Genomic DNA, 14,609 nt, shown 5'->3' on the forward strand with positions numbered 1-14,609 from the left:
TAAATATCGTAACTAAAAAACAAAAGCCCAAACCCTTATATGAAAAAACATTTACTTTTCCTTTTCCTATGTTTTCCCTACTTCTTTTTTTCTCAAGAATATTCAGACTATTTAGGTGCAGGACATGGTAATGGAATTACCGTAACCTCCAGTAGCGAACAAAGTCGTGGCGATTGGAGAGAAACTGCTAGAGCAGAAAACACTGTCAATGGGCAAGGTTTAGATGCTCGTTTATTAGAAACCTCACGATTCTTGGCACAAGCAACTTTTGGAACTAATTTAGACTATATTAAAACGGTTTCAAAAAACGCGTTTGAAGATTGGATCGATACCCAATTTGATATTCATTCGCCTGCAATGGGGCATCTAACCAACAATGTTTACAATCAAGCGCTTGTTGTTTTTATTTCTAAAGGGGGGAATCCTGCCGATTATAATGGGCCAGATTGGTCCCATTTTCAATATGCCTGGTGGCAATCCAATATTGATAATGAAGATTTGTTAAGACAAAGAATAGCATTGGCATTAAGTGAAATACTGGTCATATCATGGGACTCTAACCTAAAAAGTTATGGTGTAGGTCTAGGGGATTATTATGATGTTTTAAAAGACAATGCTTTTGGAAATTTCAGGGACTTATTACTGGAAATGACCTTGCATCCTATGATGGGTGGTTATTTAAGCCATTATAACAATCCTAAAAGCGATCCAGAAAGAAACATTCATCCCGATGAGAATTTTGCAAGGGAAATTATGCAATTATTCACCATTGGTTTATACGAACTTAATCAAGATGGCAGTTATGAGTTGGATGGAAATGGTGATAGAATTCCAACTTACAACAATGAAGACATAAAGGAATTCGCCAAAATATTCACAGGGCTGGGAACCCCAGAAGTTGAGGGAAACAAATACGGGGTTACTCCAGATTTTGGAGTTGGTTTTAATTTTGCCAAAAAAGACCTACCAATGATCATGTATGACGAATGGCATCAATCTGGAGAAAAAAAGTTATTAAACGGGCAGGTTGTACCTAGTGGACAATCTGGAATGCAAGACATTGAAGATGCTATAGACAACTTGTTTAATCATAAAAACACGGGACCTTTTATTGCCTTACGCTTAATTCAGCAACTAGTAAAATCCAATCCGTCACCAGCTTATATATCAAGGGTTAGTGCTGCTTTTAATAATACCAAAGGCGTTCGAGGTGATATGAAAGCTGTTATTAAAGCCATTTTATTAGATGAAGAAGCAAGAAGTTGTAGTTGGATGAGCGACCCCAATAATGGCAAATTAATAGAACCTATGATGCGGTATTTTAATGTGACCCGACAATTAGATTTAGATAACAGAAATGGGGTAAATTGGAATATCGGGTATGATTTTTTTAATGCTACCGGTCAATCACCTATGGGAGCTCCTAGTGTTTTTAACTTTTTTCTACCAGAATATGTTCCAAATTCTGAATTTTCAGATGCTAATTTAAAAGCGCCGGAATTTGAAATACATACTTCTGCCTCGAGTCTGGCCTATATAAATGAAGTAGACAAATGGACCAATCCCAAATACACATCCATGTTAAATACCTGGGATTTAGATCTTGAAAAAACACCCCTTAATTATGAAAAACTAAAGTATTACGCAAAGGATAGTGACGTGCTTGTAAATATGTTAGATAAATTATTTACTCGTGGACAACTTTCAGATGAAACAAAGCGGACCATAGTCGAAGCTATTGAACCTATACAGGGCACCAATCAAAATACCGACTATATGTATAACCGGGTAAAAATGGGGCTTTATTTAATATTAATAAGTCCAGATTATGTTATACTAAAATAACACAGATGACAAAGCATAAAAATAACCTATCAAGACGAAAATTTTTAGAGCAGTCATGTGCTGCACTAGGCTATACGACTATATTTTCATCACTAATAAACTTAAAGGCCATGGCAGCGACAGCTATGAACAGCTCGCCAACTATTTCATTAGGAAGCGATTATAAAGCTTTGGTTTGTTTGATGTTGGGTGGTGGCAACGATTCCTTCAACATGCTTATTCCCAGAGGAAATAGTGAGTATGCCGAATATGCCACAACAAGATCAAATCTGGCCCTCCCTCAAAATCAGATCCTACCAATTAATCCAAAGATCTCAGATGGTAGAGCTTTTGGGGTACATCCTGCCATACCAGATATGCAGCAATCGTTTGAAAATGGCAACCTAGCTTTTCTTTCTAATGTAGGCACCCTTATAGAGCCTTCAACAAAAACCGACATAAAAAATAACATGGTTAAAACACCCTTAGGGCTGTTTTCGCATTCAGATCAGATACAGCAATGGCAAACAGGAAGACCACATGAAAGGACCAATATAGGATGGGGCGGGCGTATTGCTGATTTAGTGCAATCCATGAACTCCAATCAAAATATCTCCATGAACGTCTCATTAAGAGGGGCAAACATATTTCAACGCGGTGATCAAATAATACCATATGCTATTAAAAACAGTGGTAGTATAGGTATTAGAGGTTATGGCGGGGAGAATTCTTTTAATCAGCTTAAAACACAAGCTTTAAATTCTATGTTGGAGCGAGATTATCAAGATATATTTAAGAACACCTATAAAAACACCATAAAATCTTCTAATGATTCAAGTTTAGAGTTTCAGGCTGCTATAGATGGGATTTCGGAATTTAGCACTATAATTCCTGAAGAAAACAATTTAGCCGAACAATTAAGAATGGTTGCCAAAACCATTGCCAGTAGAGATACTTTAGGCTTTTCCAGGCAAACATTTTTTGTTCAAATTGGCGGTTGGGACCATCACGATGAACTACTAATAAACCAAGCAAATAAATTGGCAGAAGTAAATGCCGCTTTAAAATACTTTAATGGGCTCATGAATGAATTAAATACAAATGATTGTGTGACCTTATTTAGTGTCTCGGATTTTGCAAGAACACTTACATCAAATGGAAATGGTACAGACCATGCTTGGGGAGGTAATGCTTTTATCATGGGTGGCGCAGTACAAGGTAAAGAAATATATGGTGATTACCCCGTTTTAGCATTAGGCAGTGATGTCGATCTCCGAAAAAGTGGCGTTATGATCCCAACAACTCCAGCAGATCTTTATATGGCAGAATTAGCTTTATGGTTTGGCGTTTCCCCCTCAGATCTTTCAACCATTTTTCCAAACTTGTCTAATTTTTACGATACAAACTCTGGCACACCCCCAATAGGTTTTATGAACATGATATGATGATGAAAAAAATACACGTCTACCCATTACTACTTGCTTTTATATTTATCACGCCTGCAATAAGTGCACAATGCTACCCAGATAGGCATAGCACAAGCTGGATCGATAGTTGGATATCTTGTGATATATCACAAAACCCTAATGCTGCATATGGCGAAACCCATTGGATTATGTATGATCTGGGATATGAATATGAATTAAAAGAATCTAAGTTCTGGAATGCCAACGAGCCAAAAAACCTTAATTATGGGATCAATGATTATTATTTAGATCATTCATTAGATGGTGTTACATGGACAAATTTAGGAGCCTTTGAAATGGAACAGGGGTCAGGATTATCTACTTATGAAGGCACTGAAGGTCCCAACTTTAATGCTACAAAAGCGAGATATGTACTCATTACCCCTACCTCAAATTTTGGAGGCGCTTGTTATGGGCTTAGTGAAATGAAAATAAACATTACAGATCCTTTTGATATTGTTGAAGAAGAAAATGGGTTTAACGCCTTAGTTTACCCTAACCCTTTTGTAAATAATATTAATCTCAGAATTGTGTCTCTTGATGAAGCCAGTCCAATAAACTATACGCTATATGATATGTTGGGAAGACCTATAACCTCTAGTAGTGTAGATTTTATTGAAGACACAGAAATTTATGAATTACCAATAAATGGCCATACACTCTCTGTAGGTATTTATATTCTAAATGTTGAACAACATAATAAAAAGCGCTCTTTCAAGATTATAAAAAGAAAATAATAGGTTTTAGGTATTGGCCTCGCTAAGACACTAAGATGCAAAGTAATATTGTACAATTACTACCCTCATGAATTGAATTACTTCAAACCAACTAAAAACAAGTCTTCGTTTTTGGCTCTAATGGCGAAGCGGTCTTATATAGCTAAATCACATAAAAGAAGATCATAAAAAAATGAAAAATGGCACCTGCTAAAACAAATAAATGCCAAATAACATGATTGAATGGTATTTTTTGGATGGCATAGAAAACAATCCCAACGGTATAGGATAATCCTCCCAAAAACAAGAATAATATGCCATCACGGCCTATAATATGAGATAAATTTGAAAAATCGAATATAATAAGCCACCCCATTACCAAATAAAGTAATGTAGAAAAAACCTCGAAGCGTCCCGTAAAAAACAATTTTAAAATCACCCCAAACGCTGCAATACCCCAAACGATCCAAAAAAGCGTCCATCCTAAACTCTCATGTAGTACAATTAATAAAACAGGTGTATACGTACCCGCAATAAGCAAGTAAATACCAATATGGTCTATAATTCTAAAATAATGTTTTCGCCGCTTTCCTTTTATGGCATGGTACAGTGTAGAGGCAGTAAATAATATAATAATTGAAATACCATAAACGATGACACTAAAGAGGCTCCAATTGGTTTTTTGGTTATCAAAAACAATAAGAAGTACTAATGCTGCAATACCAAATAAAGCACCTACAGCATGTGTGGCAACATTTAGCTTTTCTTCAAAAAGAGTTTGGATGCGCATGAATTCATGGCTCTTTAACCGGTAGCCATTTATCCGTTAAGTCATAAAAATCAAATTCAATGGCAGATTTTTGACGTTCTAAACGGCCATTTTGAAAGTTACGTAATAAAATATCCTCAATTAAATAGTCTTCTTTTACATGTACAGGGTCAAATTCCCGTTTTAATGAAATATCGAACATGCTCGCAGTGGTATTATACCAAAATGCACGCCAGCCACTACGCAATTCCTTTATCAAATTAAATGCCGTACTGCCTGTCTGCCTGTGAATTAACTTAATCAGTATTTGTCCCTCAGTACGAGTCAGTTTTTTTAATTCATCAGAAAACTCTCCTTCTATATATTTTTGAATACGCCTGGTATAACGTTTTTTTTCGCGATTCCTTTTAAGTGTCAATAAATGTTTATTCATAGAGTCTAAACGTTCAGCCGCCATTTTTGCATACGGATACACTTTCATCGTTTTCCTTCTAAGAATCAAATATCCAATACGCTCTTTTTTATCATCAAACCTAAGCTTATGTAAAAGTCTCACCTCTTTTAAATCGATGGATGTTCTTGGAACGGAATCGCCTTCAATAATAAGATACTTGACAGTTAGAGAATCTTGTACAACATGATCCTCCTGTGCAAAGAGCAAAATTGGGAATACCAAGAATATATATTTAAAACAGTTCATCAATATACCGGAGCTTCGATATTTCAAATTTACTAATTTACACCGTTTAAAACATTTTTTTTCTATTTATATTACTATTTTAGTGCAAAAATTTTTTATAAATGACGAAGAAAAGCATTCTAAACAAGAAGTCTATGGACTTTTTAGAAAAATACTTAAATAATGCGGCCCCTACGGGTTATGAGTGGACCGGGCAAAAATTGTGGATGGATTACCTAAAACCGTATGTAGATGAATTTATAACAGATACTTATGGTACAGCTGTTGGCGTTATAAATCCAAAAGCGAAATACAAAGTGGTCATTGAAGGTCATGCCGATGAAATTTCATGGTATGTAAACTATATTTCGGATAATGGATTAATTTATGTGATTAGAAACGGTGGGAGCGACCATCAAATTGCCCCGAGCAAAATAGTTAACATACATACAAAAAAGGGCCTTATAAAGGGTGTTTTTGGGTGGCCGGCTATCCATACACGTAATAAAACCAAGGAAGAAGCTCCAAAACCGGATAATATTACGATCGATGTTGGTGCCAAAGACAAGGAAGAAGTTGAAAAAATGGGAATTCACGTAGGATGTGTTATCACCTACCCTGATGAGTTTCATATTTTAAATAATGATAAATTTGTTTGCCGTGCTTTAGACAATCGAATGGGCGGCTTCATGATTGCCGAAGTAGCACGCTTATTAAAAGAGAACAAGAAAGCACTTCCCTTTGGGCTTTACATTACAAATTCGGTACAAGAAGAAATAGGTTTACGTGGTGCAGAAATGATCACGCAGACCATTAAACCAAATGTAGCGATTGTCACCGATGTCACTCACGATACGACGACCCCCATGATAGAAGTAAAAAAAGAAGGGCATCTTGAAATTGGTAAAGGGCCCGTTGTAGCTTATGCGCCCGCTGTACAGCAAAAACTACGTGATTTAATTACTGATACTGCAGAAGCCAAGAAAATCCCTTTTCAACGTTCTGCCCTATCCCGTGCAACGGGAACAGATACAGATGCCTTTGCTTATAGTAATGGTGGCGTAGCTTCTGCTTTAATTTCATTACCGCTTCGTTATATGCATACCACTGTAGAAATGGTACATAAAAACGATGTAGAAAATGTTATTAAATTAATTTATGAAACATTACTTAATATAAAAGATGGCGAAACATTTAGTTATTTTGAATAATGCCACTACCTTCTGGTATTCGTTTGTATTTTAAATAATGTTTCCTAAATGGTGCTTTTTAAGATTGACCCGCAATAAAAAAGAGGGCCATTAATTGCGAGATTTAAGCTGCTACATTTTGGTTATACATTTCTATTTCAAATTCGTTAATAGTTGTGTAGCCTAAAATTGAGTGTATCCTCTTTTTATTGTATCGCATTTTAATCCAAGAAAAAACCGATAATTCAGCTTGAGACCTATAATTGTATTTGTGTTGTCTCTGGCATAACTTATTCTTTTTCTATTTCCTAAAAAATGGCTATAATTCCTGTACTGCTTTTCCATAATTCAAAGTTAATTTATGTAACTCTAAATCTCGCACCTCTATCTTCAGTCTAATATAGCTAGGTCTCTTTTTGATAGGCATAACACTTGTGCTGAGCGAAGCCTAAGTATCGCGACAGTTAATAAAAGAAACTAAATATGGACGAATTTCAGCCATTTTTTAGGAAATAGAAAAAGTCAAGACGAGTTCATTATAATTATCGTTATTTTTGTGACAAACTTTTTATATTTTGAACAAACTACAAGTTTTATTTTTTACACTTATTATTGGCTTTGTTTCAATAGCTGCTAAAGCTCAAGAAAAAAAGAAAATTGAAATAGAATACGCTGGTAAACTCACTATTGATGAAGGAAATTACCCGGGTGCCAAAATACTAACCCGCGATGATTCACAACAAGTGCATATAAAGCACAAGGGGTCGGACATGTGGTGTGATAAAGCCATACATTATGGCAAAGAAAATTTTATCGAAGCCTATGGCAATGTTCAAATGAAACAAGGGGACACTATTAACATGACCTCTAAATATGTTGAATATAGCGGAGCAAGTGGGTTGGCATTTGCAAGTGGGGATGTGGTTTTAAAAGACCCTAATTCTACAATATCTTCGGACACCCTATATCTAGACCGCATTAAACAACAAGCATTTTACAAAAATGGCGGAACGGTTGTAAAAGATTCCTCTGGAACGATTACCAGTAAAATTGGTCGGTACTATATGGACCTTAAAAAATATCAATTTGTCGAAGATGTGGTATTAGTAAATAAGGAATCAACCATTCATTCCAATTTTTTTGATTTTTATTCAGACAGTGGTCATGCCTATTTATTTGGCCCTTCGACCATAACAACAGAAACAAGTGTAACGTATTGCGAAAAGGGATTTTATGACACCGAAAACAAAATAGGGTATGCCCTTAAACAAGCAAGAATAGATTACGATAATCGTATTATAGAAGGAGATAGTTTATATTTTGACAATAATAACAGCTTTGCTTCGGCCACCAATAATATAAAAGTAACAGACACTATAAATAATAGTATCATAAAGGGGCATTATGCTGAGGTTTTCAAAGAAAAAGACTCTTTATTTATTACAAAGCACGCCTTAGCTATTACACAACAAGAAAACGATTCTATCTATATGCACGCAGATAAAATCATGGTCACCGGCAAACCCGAAAACCGTATTGTTAGAGCGTATTATAATGCTAAAATTTTTAAGTCTGATCTAAGCGGGAAAGCAGATTCCATACATTCTAACCAAAAAACTGGGATTACCGAACTAATAAATATAGACCGTTTTTCGTCCAACGATAAATTTTCTACAAAACGAAAACCTATCCTTTGGAATATAGCCAATCAAATGACAGGTGATACCATTCATTTAATTTCAAACCCCAAAACAGAAAAAATAGACTCTCTTAAAGTTTTCAACAATGCTTTTATTATAAGCAAAGATACCATAAGCGAAAATGGTTACAATCAAATTAGCGGTATACGATTGATAGGCCTATTTAATGAAGAAAACAAATTGCGACAAGTTGATATTATTAAAAATGCAGAGTCCATTTTTTATACACGTAATGATAAACAGGAACTTATAGGCATTGATAAAGCAAAATCCGGTAGTATTTCCATGCTTTTTGACAATGGCGATATTGAAGAATATAACCGCATAAATCAAGTTGACGGTAAACTATACCCAGAATCCCAATACCCGGAAAAAGAAAAAACCTTAAAAGGGTTTGATTGGCGTGAAGACGAACGCCCCATGAGCGTTGAAGATTTATTTAAAGATGATCCTCCTTTAGTTTTACCAGTTATTAAGGGATTAGAAGATTATATCCCTCAAGAGGATTTCTTTGATGAAGAGTTGCTAAAACGTATTGAAAACGCCGATAATCGAGCAAAAGGCGATAAAAACGAACCCTCTAAAGCGTCAAGGAACATACCAAAATCAGTAAAAGAAAAACAAGAGCCTATAACTCCAAAAATGATAAAAAAATCAAAAAAAAAGCTTAGTAACTCCCGTGCGGCAAGCAAGTAATAATGAGGTCTGATTTTTTCACATATCAAGCACAAACAACCCCGCATCCATTAGCTCTGGAAATTTCCCATGCTTGTGGTTCCTATATTTATGATACCAACAACAAAGCATATCTAGATTTTGTTGCAGGCGTATCAGCTTGTCCTTTAGGACATAATCACCCTAAAGTTGTCCATGCCATTAAAAACCAATTAGACACCTATTTACATGTCATGGTATATGGGGAATATATCCAAAAGCCAGCGGTAGAACTCACTAAATTATTAGCTAATAATCTCCCCAGCCCTTTAGAAAAAACATATTTAACCAATTCTGGTACAGAAGCCATAGAAGGGGCCATTAAATTAGCAAAACGTGCTACTGGTAGAAGTGAAATGATAGCAGCACATAAAGCATATCACGGTAATACCATGGGATCGATGAGTGTCATGGGGTTTGAAGAAAGAAAACAAGCCTTTAGGCCATTGCTCCCAAACGTGCAATTCATCACATTTAATAATGAAACCGATTTAGAGTACATCACTACCAAAACAGCATGCGTTATTCTAGAAACCATACAAGGTGGTGCTGGTTTTATAGAACCAGAAAAGGGGTATTTAGAAAAAGTAAGAAGCCGTTGTGATGCCGTTGGAGCTCTTTTAATTTTAGATGAAATACAGCCAGGAATAGGCAGAACAGGTAAATTATTTGGATTTGAACATTATCATTGCATTCCAGATATTTTAGTTACCGGTAAAGGTTTAGGCGGCGGTATGCCCATAGGTGCTTTTACAGCATCAAGCAAACTTATGGATTTATTACAAGATCATCCTAAATTAGGGCATATTACGACTTTTGGCGGTCACCCAGTTATTGCAGCCTCTGCCCTAGCAACCTTACGAGAAGTCACAGAAAGTAACTTAATGCATCAAGCTTCAGAAAAAGAAACTGTTTTTCGTAAACTATTAGTCCACCCATTAATTAAAGAGATAAGAGGAAAAGGTCTCATGCTGGCCTTGATAACCGCTTCAGAGGAAATAACAAATGCATTAATTCTTAAATGTCAGGAAGAAGGTTTAATCCTGTTTTGGCTCCTTTTTGAACCTAAGGCAGTAAGAATTACGCCTCCTTTGACCATTTCAAATGAAGAAATCACTAAGGGGTGCTCAATAATCATAAAGGTTTTAAATACCTTCCAGAACTAATCAAACGCCATTAACCACCTGTAAATCAAAGTAAAAAACTTTTAAAACCATGCCTAAAGGTATGATTGTTGATTACTTTGTTAAAAACATTTGCTTAATCTATTGCATAAAGACAATATAGAAGCTTAAATTTATTCAAGTAGAAACTTACAAAAGTGCTATATGGAGTTTAGTCATAATGACAACAACAATTTGCCGCTATCAAAATTCGAATCGATGTTAAAAACAAATCATGTTTTGTTCTTTGATTCTGAAGAGTTCGAAAACATTATTCACCACTATCTAAATCATGGTAAAATAGCTTTGGCAAAGAAAGCTATAAAATTAGGTTTAAGCCAGCACACCACCTCTATTAATCTAAGACTTTTTAAAGTTGAAGTTTATGTATTCGAAGACAAGCTAATTGAAGCAGATGCTTTACTAAATGAACTCTATAGCTTAGATCCCATGAATGAGGAAATCTACATTCAAAAAGCCAATATATTATCAAAAAAGGATGAGCATCAACAAGCTATAGATGTATTGAAAAAAGCATTAGAACTTACAGATGATGTGATTGACATATATTCTTTAATTGGTATGGAATATCTTTTTTTAGACCAATTTGAAAATGCCAAAATGTATTTCATGAAATGTTTAGAAGAAGATTTGGAAGATTATTCTTCTCTTTACAATATTATATATTGCTTTGAGTATCTAAATCAAAATGAAGAAGCCATTTCTTATTTAAACGTATTCCTAGACAAAAACCCATATTGTGAAGTAGCATGGCATCAATTGGGCAAACAATACTACACCCTTAAAAAATACAAGAAGGCATTAGCTGCCTTTGATTTTGCTATAATCTCCGACGATACATTTGTAGGGGCATATCTTGAAAGAGGGAAAGTACTTGAAGCGTTGAAACGTTATGAAGATGCCATTGAAAATTACAGCATCTCTTTAAAACTGGACGAGCCCACTTCTTTTGCCTTGTTAAGGATAGGTAACTGCTATGAAAAGTTAAAAAATGATGACTTAGCGGTTCAGTATTATTACAAAACGGTTCACGAGGATCCTTTATTAGATAAAGGGTGGATAGCCATAACAAAGTATTATAACAGACAAAAAAAATACCAAAAAGCGTTATATTATATAAACAAAGCTATTAATATAGACCCAGAAAATGTTATCTATTGGAAGTTGTACTCACAAATTAACCAACGGCTCAATTTTTATGAAGAAGCAGAACGTGGATTCAAAAGAACTTTAGAGTTAGGGAATTATGAGCTCAATACATGGTTGTCTCGGGGCGATTTATTGATTAAACTTGGTGAACCACAAGCCGCCATTTATAATTTTGAACAAGCTTTGGAATTTTATCCAGAAAACGCTGAATTGGAATATCGCTTGGCTGGGCTATACCTTACCTTAAATGAAAATGATAAAGGCATATTTCATTTAAAAAACGGCATCCTTTCTAACGAGGAATATGCTTTTATAATCGAAGAGCTTTTTCCTGAAGTTTCTAATAGAATATTAGTAAAAAAGCTACTTAAACCAAAACTTTAAGCCAGCATCCTTTCTTTTTCCTTCTTTTTAAAGATGCTTAACGTAGTAATCCCTAGTCGTCTGGCAAACGGGATTTTCTAATGCATAATTTGGTTAAAATGTATACCTTTGATTTTAACTTAAAAATTATAAAATGCAAAGACGCTTAACGGATTATTTAATAATTTCTTTTAAAGGGTTAGCCATGGGAGCAGCAGATGCGGTTCCAGGGGTTTCAGGTGGGACTATAGCATTTATCTCTGGTATTTACGAAGAATTGATTTCGTCTATTAGCAATATAAATATATCTCTTTTTAAAACGCTTTTCTCTAAAGGCCCAATAGCTTTTTGGACACAATTAAATGGAAACTTTTTACTAGCATTAGCATTGGGTATTATAATAAGTTTTGTGTCGTTTATGAAACTTGCCAAATATTTATTAGAAAATCATCCCATTTTAATTTGGTCTTTCTTTTTCGGATTAATCGTGGCTAGTATTTACTTTATTGGAAAACAAATTTCTAAATGGAATATACCTGTAGTCGTAGCTTTAACTATTGGTGCTGGTATCGCATTTTACATAACAAGACTTCCTGCTTTATCGACAAATGAAAGTCCTTTATTTTTATTTTTTGCCGGGGCTATTGCTATTTGCGCCATGATATTGCCAGGGATTTCAGGATCTTTTATATTAATTATTTTAGGAGCTTACAAAGCACTTAGCGATGCCATCCATGACATGGACATAAAAAAAATATTGATTTTTGCCAGTGGCGCTATTATAGGCTTACTTAGTTTTAGCCATGTTTTAAAATGGCTTTTCAAACATTATCACAATATTACATTAGCATTACTTACCGGTTTTATTTTTGGATCGTTAAATAAAGTATGGCCATGGAAAGAAACCATAACATGGCATACTAATTCCAAAGGCATAAAAACACCTATTTTACAAGAAAGTATTTCTCCGCTTTCTTTCAATGGTGAAAACCAACTTTTGTTTGCTATTATTTTAATAATTATTGGTTTTTTAACTATTTTCATTTTAGAAAAAGTAGGTTCAAAAAAACAATAATGGAAAGCACCAGAACATTTACTGATAAAATTTTCCTTATTCTAAAGGGATTGGGTATGGGAGCCGCCAATAAAGTTCCTGGTGTATCTGGAGGTGTTGTTGCCTTTGTTGCTGGTTTTTACGAAGAGTTTATCTATTCACTTAGAAAAGTAAACGGCAAAGCTTTCAAATTATTCATTAATGGCCGATTTAAAAGTTTTTTTAATTACATAAATGGCCGCTTTTTAAGCCTTCTCTTTTTAGGGATGATCATTAGTTATTTTAGTATTTCTAAAGTTCTGGATTACTTAATAAAGCACTATGAGCTTTATGTTTGGAGTGTTTTCTTCGGAATGATTATAGGCTCTGTTTATTATATCAACAAAGATTTTAGAGGTTGGAATTATAAAACTTACAGCTCTCTGGCCTTAGGAATCATATTGGGCTTAAGTATTAGCTTTTTTAACCCCGCGAAAGAAAACGACAATCTTTGGTTTGTGTTTTTTTGCGGTATTATAAGTGTATCTGGTATGACACTCCCAGGGTTTTCTGGCTCTTTCATACTTATTTTACTTGGTAATTATGTCTTACTACTAGTAGATTCGGTAAATGCTCTTTATGATACCTTCTATGAAGTTTTAGGGGGGGATTTCACCTTTATTAATAATATAGAACGTATAAGAATGCTTAAAGTGCTAACCGTTTTTACATTAGGATCTGTAACAGGCTTAGTCACTTTTTCCCATGTTCTAAGCTATATTTTAAAACACTATAAAAATATCACAACATCTACCATTATAGGCTTTATTATTGGATCTCTAGGTGTTGTGTGGCCCTGGAAAAAAACAATATATAAAATGACTGTTGATGGTGATTATATATTAGATTCGACAGGTCAAAAAATAATAGAAAATTATAAGCGTTTCATTCCAGAATTAAATACAGAAACCTATTATGCCATAGCATTTGTTCTTTTTGGAATTGCTATAGTATTAGCCTTAGAATGGTACGGTCAAAAAACTAGAAAAAAACATGAATAAATTAGGTCTTTTAGGTAAAAATATATCATACTCCTTTTCAAGAGCATATTTCAAAAAGAAATTTGAAGACGAAAAAATAGCAAATACAACCTATGAAAACTTCGATATTGAAACCATCGATTTATTCCCATCCATAATAAAAAACACTTCAAATTTAAAGGGTTTAAATGTTACCATACCATATAAAGAAACCGTTATTCCATATCTTGATAAAGTAAATAAAAAAGCAAAGGCCATAGGAGCCGTAAACACTATAAAAATTACTAAAAAAGGAAAACTAGTAGGCTATAATACAGATTGTTATGGCTTTAAAAAAACGATAGCCCCCTTTTTAAGATCACAGCATAAAAAAGCCTTGATCTTAGGAACAGGAGGCGCAAGCAAAGCTATTGCCTATAGCTTAAAAAAGTTAGGGATTTCTTTTCAATATGTTTCAAGAAAACAGTCCGAAGGCATTGGTTTTACTTATAATTCCCTCACTGAAGCGGACATTAAAAAACACCAAATAATTATAAATTGTACCCCACTAGGCACTTTTCCCAATATTGATGATTGTCCAAATATTCCATATCAATCTATAACAAGCCATCATATTTTATTTGATTTAATATATAATCCTGAAGAAACTAAATTCTTAAAACTGGGTAAGCAAAATAAGGCAGTAACAATCAATGGACTTAATATGTTAAAATTGCAGGCAGAAAAAGCTTGGTCCATATGGAATTTACGGTAAGAGCTATCTTACAATAATTAAAACCCCT

Annotated in this window: 12 protein-coding genes and 1 pseudogene; 10 read left to right on the top strand and 3 right to left on the bottom strand. The window is 34.4% G+C overall.

Going from position 1 to position 14,609, the window contains the following annotated elements; translation table 11 throughout:
* The first annotated feature begins 39 nt into the window (after positions 1-39).
* The 3 genes from PQO00_RS13540 to PQO00_RS13550 are packed head-to-tail and all read left to right on the top strand — an operon-like array spanning position 40 to position 4,027.
* The gene (locus PQO00_RS13540; protein WP_274185380.1) at positions 40-1,845 is read left to right on the top strand and encodes a DUF1800 family protein; all 1,806 of its coding nucleotides are present in this window, start codon (positions 40-42) and stop codon (positions 1,843-1,845) included.
* A gap of 5 nt (positions 1,846-1,850) precedes the next feature.
* Positions 1,851-3,269, top strand: a complete 1,419-nt coding sequence (locus tag PQO00_RS13545) for a DUF1501 domain-containing protein (RefSeq protein WP_274185381.1) — start codon at positions 1,851-1,853, stop codon at positions 3,267-3,269.
* Between the two features lie 2 nt (positions 3,270-3,271).
* Positions 3,272-4,027, top strand: coding sequence for a T9SS type A sorting domain-containing protein (locus PQO00_RS13550; protein WP_274185382.1), 756 nt, complete (start codon positions 3,272-3,274; stop codon positions 4,025-4,027).
* Positions 4,028-4,169: 142 nt separating this feature from the next.
* Here PQO00_RS13550 and PQO00_RS13555 read toward each other — a convergent pair whose 3' ends face one another.
* The gene (locus tag PQO00_RS13555) at positions 4,170-4,796 is read right to left on the bottom strand and encodes a hemolysin III family protein (RefSeq protein WP_274185383.1); all 627 of its coding nucleotides are present in this window, start codon (positions 4,794-4,796) and stop codon (positions 4,170-4,172) included.
* A gap of 4 nt (positions 4,797-4,800) precedes the next feature.
* The gene (locus PQO00_RS13560; protein WP_274185384.1) at positions 4,801-5,475 is read right to left on the bottom strand and encodes a DUF4294 domain-containing protein; all 675 of its coding nucleotides are present in this window, start codon (positions 5,473-5,475) and stop codon (positions 4,801-4,803) included.
* Between the two features lie 101 nt (positions 5,476-5,576).
* Here PQO00_RS13560 and PQO00_RS13565 point away from each other — a divergent pair, with 101 nt between their 5' ends.
* Positions 5,577-6,665 carry a M42 family metallopeptidase gene (locus PQO00_RS13565; protein ID WP_274185385.1) on the top strand — a complete coding sequence of 363 codons (1,089 nt, stop codon included), beginning with the start codon at positions 5,577-5,579 and terminating at the stop codon, positions 6,663-6,665.
* 103 nt (positions 6,666-6,768) lie between these two features.
* Here PQO00_RS13565 and PQO00_RS13570 read toward each other — a convergent pair.
* Positions 6,769-6,918: pseudogene (locus PQO00_RS13570) on the bottom strand (IS3 family transposase); the annotation flags it as partial.
* A gap of 301 nt (positions 6,919-7,219) precedes the next feature.
* Between PQO00_RS13570 and PQO00_RS13575 the strand changes: the two are divergent.
* The 6 genes from PQO00_RS13575 to PQO00_RS13600 all read left to right on the top strand — a co-directional run bounded on the left by PQO00_RS13575 (position 7,220) and on the right by PQO00_RS13600 (position 14,581).
* The gene (locus PQO00_RS13575; protein WP_274185386.1) at positions 7,220-9,040 is read left to right on the top strand and encodes an OstA-like protein; all 1,821 of its coding nucleotides are present in this window, start codon (positions 7,220-7,222) and stop codon (positions 9,038-9,040) included.
* 2 nt (positions 9,041-9,042) lie between these two features.
* Positions 9,043-10,224 (top strand): aspartate aminotransferase family protein, encoded by a 1,182-nt coding sequence (locus tag PQO00_RS13580; protein WP_274185387.1) that lies wholly within the window; start codon positions 9,043-9,045, stop codon positions 10,222-10,224.
* A 162-nt stretch (positions 10,225-10,386) separates the two neighbouring features.
* Positions 10,387-11,775: a lipopolysaccharide assembly protein LapB gene (locus PQO00_RS13585; RefSeq protein ID WP_274185388.1), complete on the top strand. Its 1,389-nt coding sequence runs from the start codon at positions 10,387-10,389 to the stop codon at positions 11,773-11,775.
* A gap of 133 nt (positions 11,776-11,908) precedes the next feature.
* Positions 11,909-12,829 carry a DUF368 domain-containing protein gene (locus PQO00_RS13590; RefSeq protein ID WP_274185389.1) on the top strand — a complete coding sequence of 307 codons (921 nt, stop codon included), beginning with the start codon at positions 11,909-11,911 and terminating at the stop codon, positions 12,827-12,829.
* Positions 12,829-13,848 carry a DUF368 domain-containing protein gene (locus tag PQO00_RS13595; protein ID WP_274185390.1) on the top strand — a complete coding sequence of 340 codons (1,020 nt, stop codon included), beginning with the start codon at positions 12,829-12,831 and terminating at the stop codon, positions 13,846-13,848. Before PQO00_RS13590 ends, PQO00_RS13595 begins: the two co-directional genes overlap by 1 nt.
* Positions 13,841-14,581, top strand: coding sequence for a shikimate dehydrogenase (locus PQO00_RS13600; RefSeq protein ID WP_274185391.1), 741 nt, complete (start codon positions 13,841-13,843; stop codon positions 14,579-14,581). Before PQO00_RS13595 ends, PQO00_RS13600 begins: the two co-directional genes overlap by 8 nt.
* Positions 14,582-14,609: the final 28 nt, after the last annotated feature.

Origin of the sequence: Flavivirga sp. 57AJ16, assembly GCF_028736925.1 — a bacterium.
Classification (GTDB): domain Bacteria; phylum Bacteroidota; class Bacteroidia; order Flavobacteriales; family Flavobacteriaceae; genus Flavivirga.

Coding starts and splice junctions, on each gene's coding strand:
- PQO00_RS13565 (WP_274185385.1), top strand. CDS start 5,577: ATGACGAAGAAAAGCATTCTAAACAAGAAGTCTATGGACTTTTTAGAA.
- PQO00_RS13550 (WP_274185382.1), top strand. CDS start 3,272: ATGAAAAAAATACACGTCTACCCATTACTACTTGCTTTTATATTTATC.
- PQO00_RS13555 (WP_274185383.1), bottom strand. CDS start 4,796: ATGCGCATCCAAACTCTTTTTGAAGAAAAGCTAAATGTTGCCACACAT.
- PQO00_RS13545 (WP_274185381.1), top strand. CDS start 1,851: ATGACAAAGCATAAAAATAACCTATCAAGACGAAAATTTTTAGAGCAG.
- PQO00_RS13600 (WP_274185391.1), top strand. CDS start 13,841: ATGAATAAATTAGGTCTTTTAGGTAAAAATATATCATACTCCTTTTCA.
- PQO00_RS13590 (WP_274185389.1), top strand. CDS start 11,909: ATGCAAAGACGCTTAACGGATTATTTAATAATTTCTTTTAAAGGGTTA.
- PQO00_RS13595 (WP_274185390.1), top strand. CDS start 12,829: ATGGAAAGCACCAGAACATTTACTGATAAAATTTTCCTTATTCTAAAG.
- PQO00_RS13540 (WP_274185380.1), top strand. CDS start 40: ATGAAAAAACATTTACTTTTCCTTTTCCTATGTTTTCCCTACTTCTTT.
- PQO00_RS13580 (WP_274185387.1), top strand. CDS start 9,043: ATGAGGTCTGATTTTTTCACATATCAAGCACAAACAACCCCGCATCCA.
- PQO00_RS13585 (WP_274185388.1), top strand. CDS start 10,387: ATGGAGTTTAGTCATAATGACAACAACAATTTGCCGCTATCAAAATTC.
- PQO00_RS13560 (WP_274185384.1), bottom strand. CDS start 5,475: ATGAACTGTTTTAAATATATATTCTTGGTATTCCCAATTTTGCTCTTT.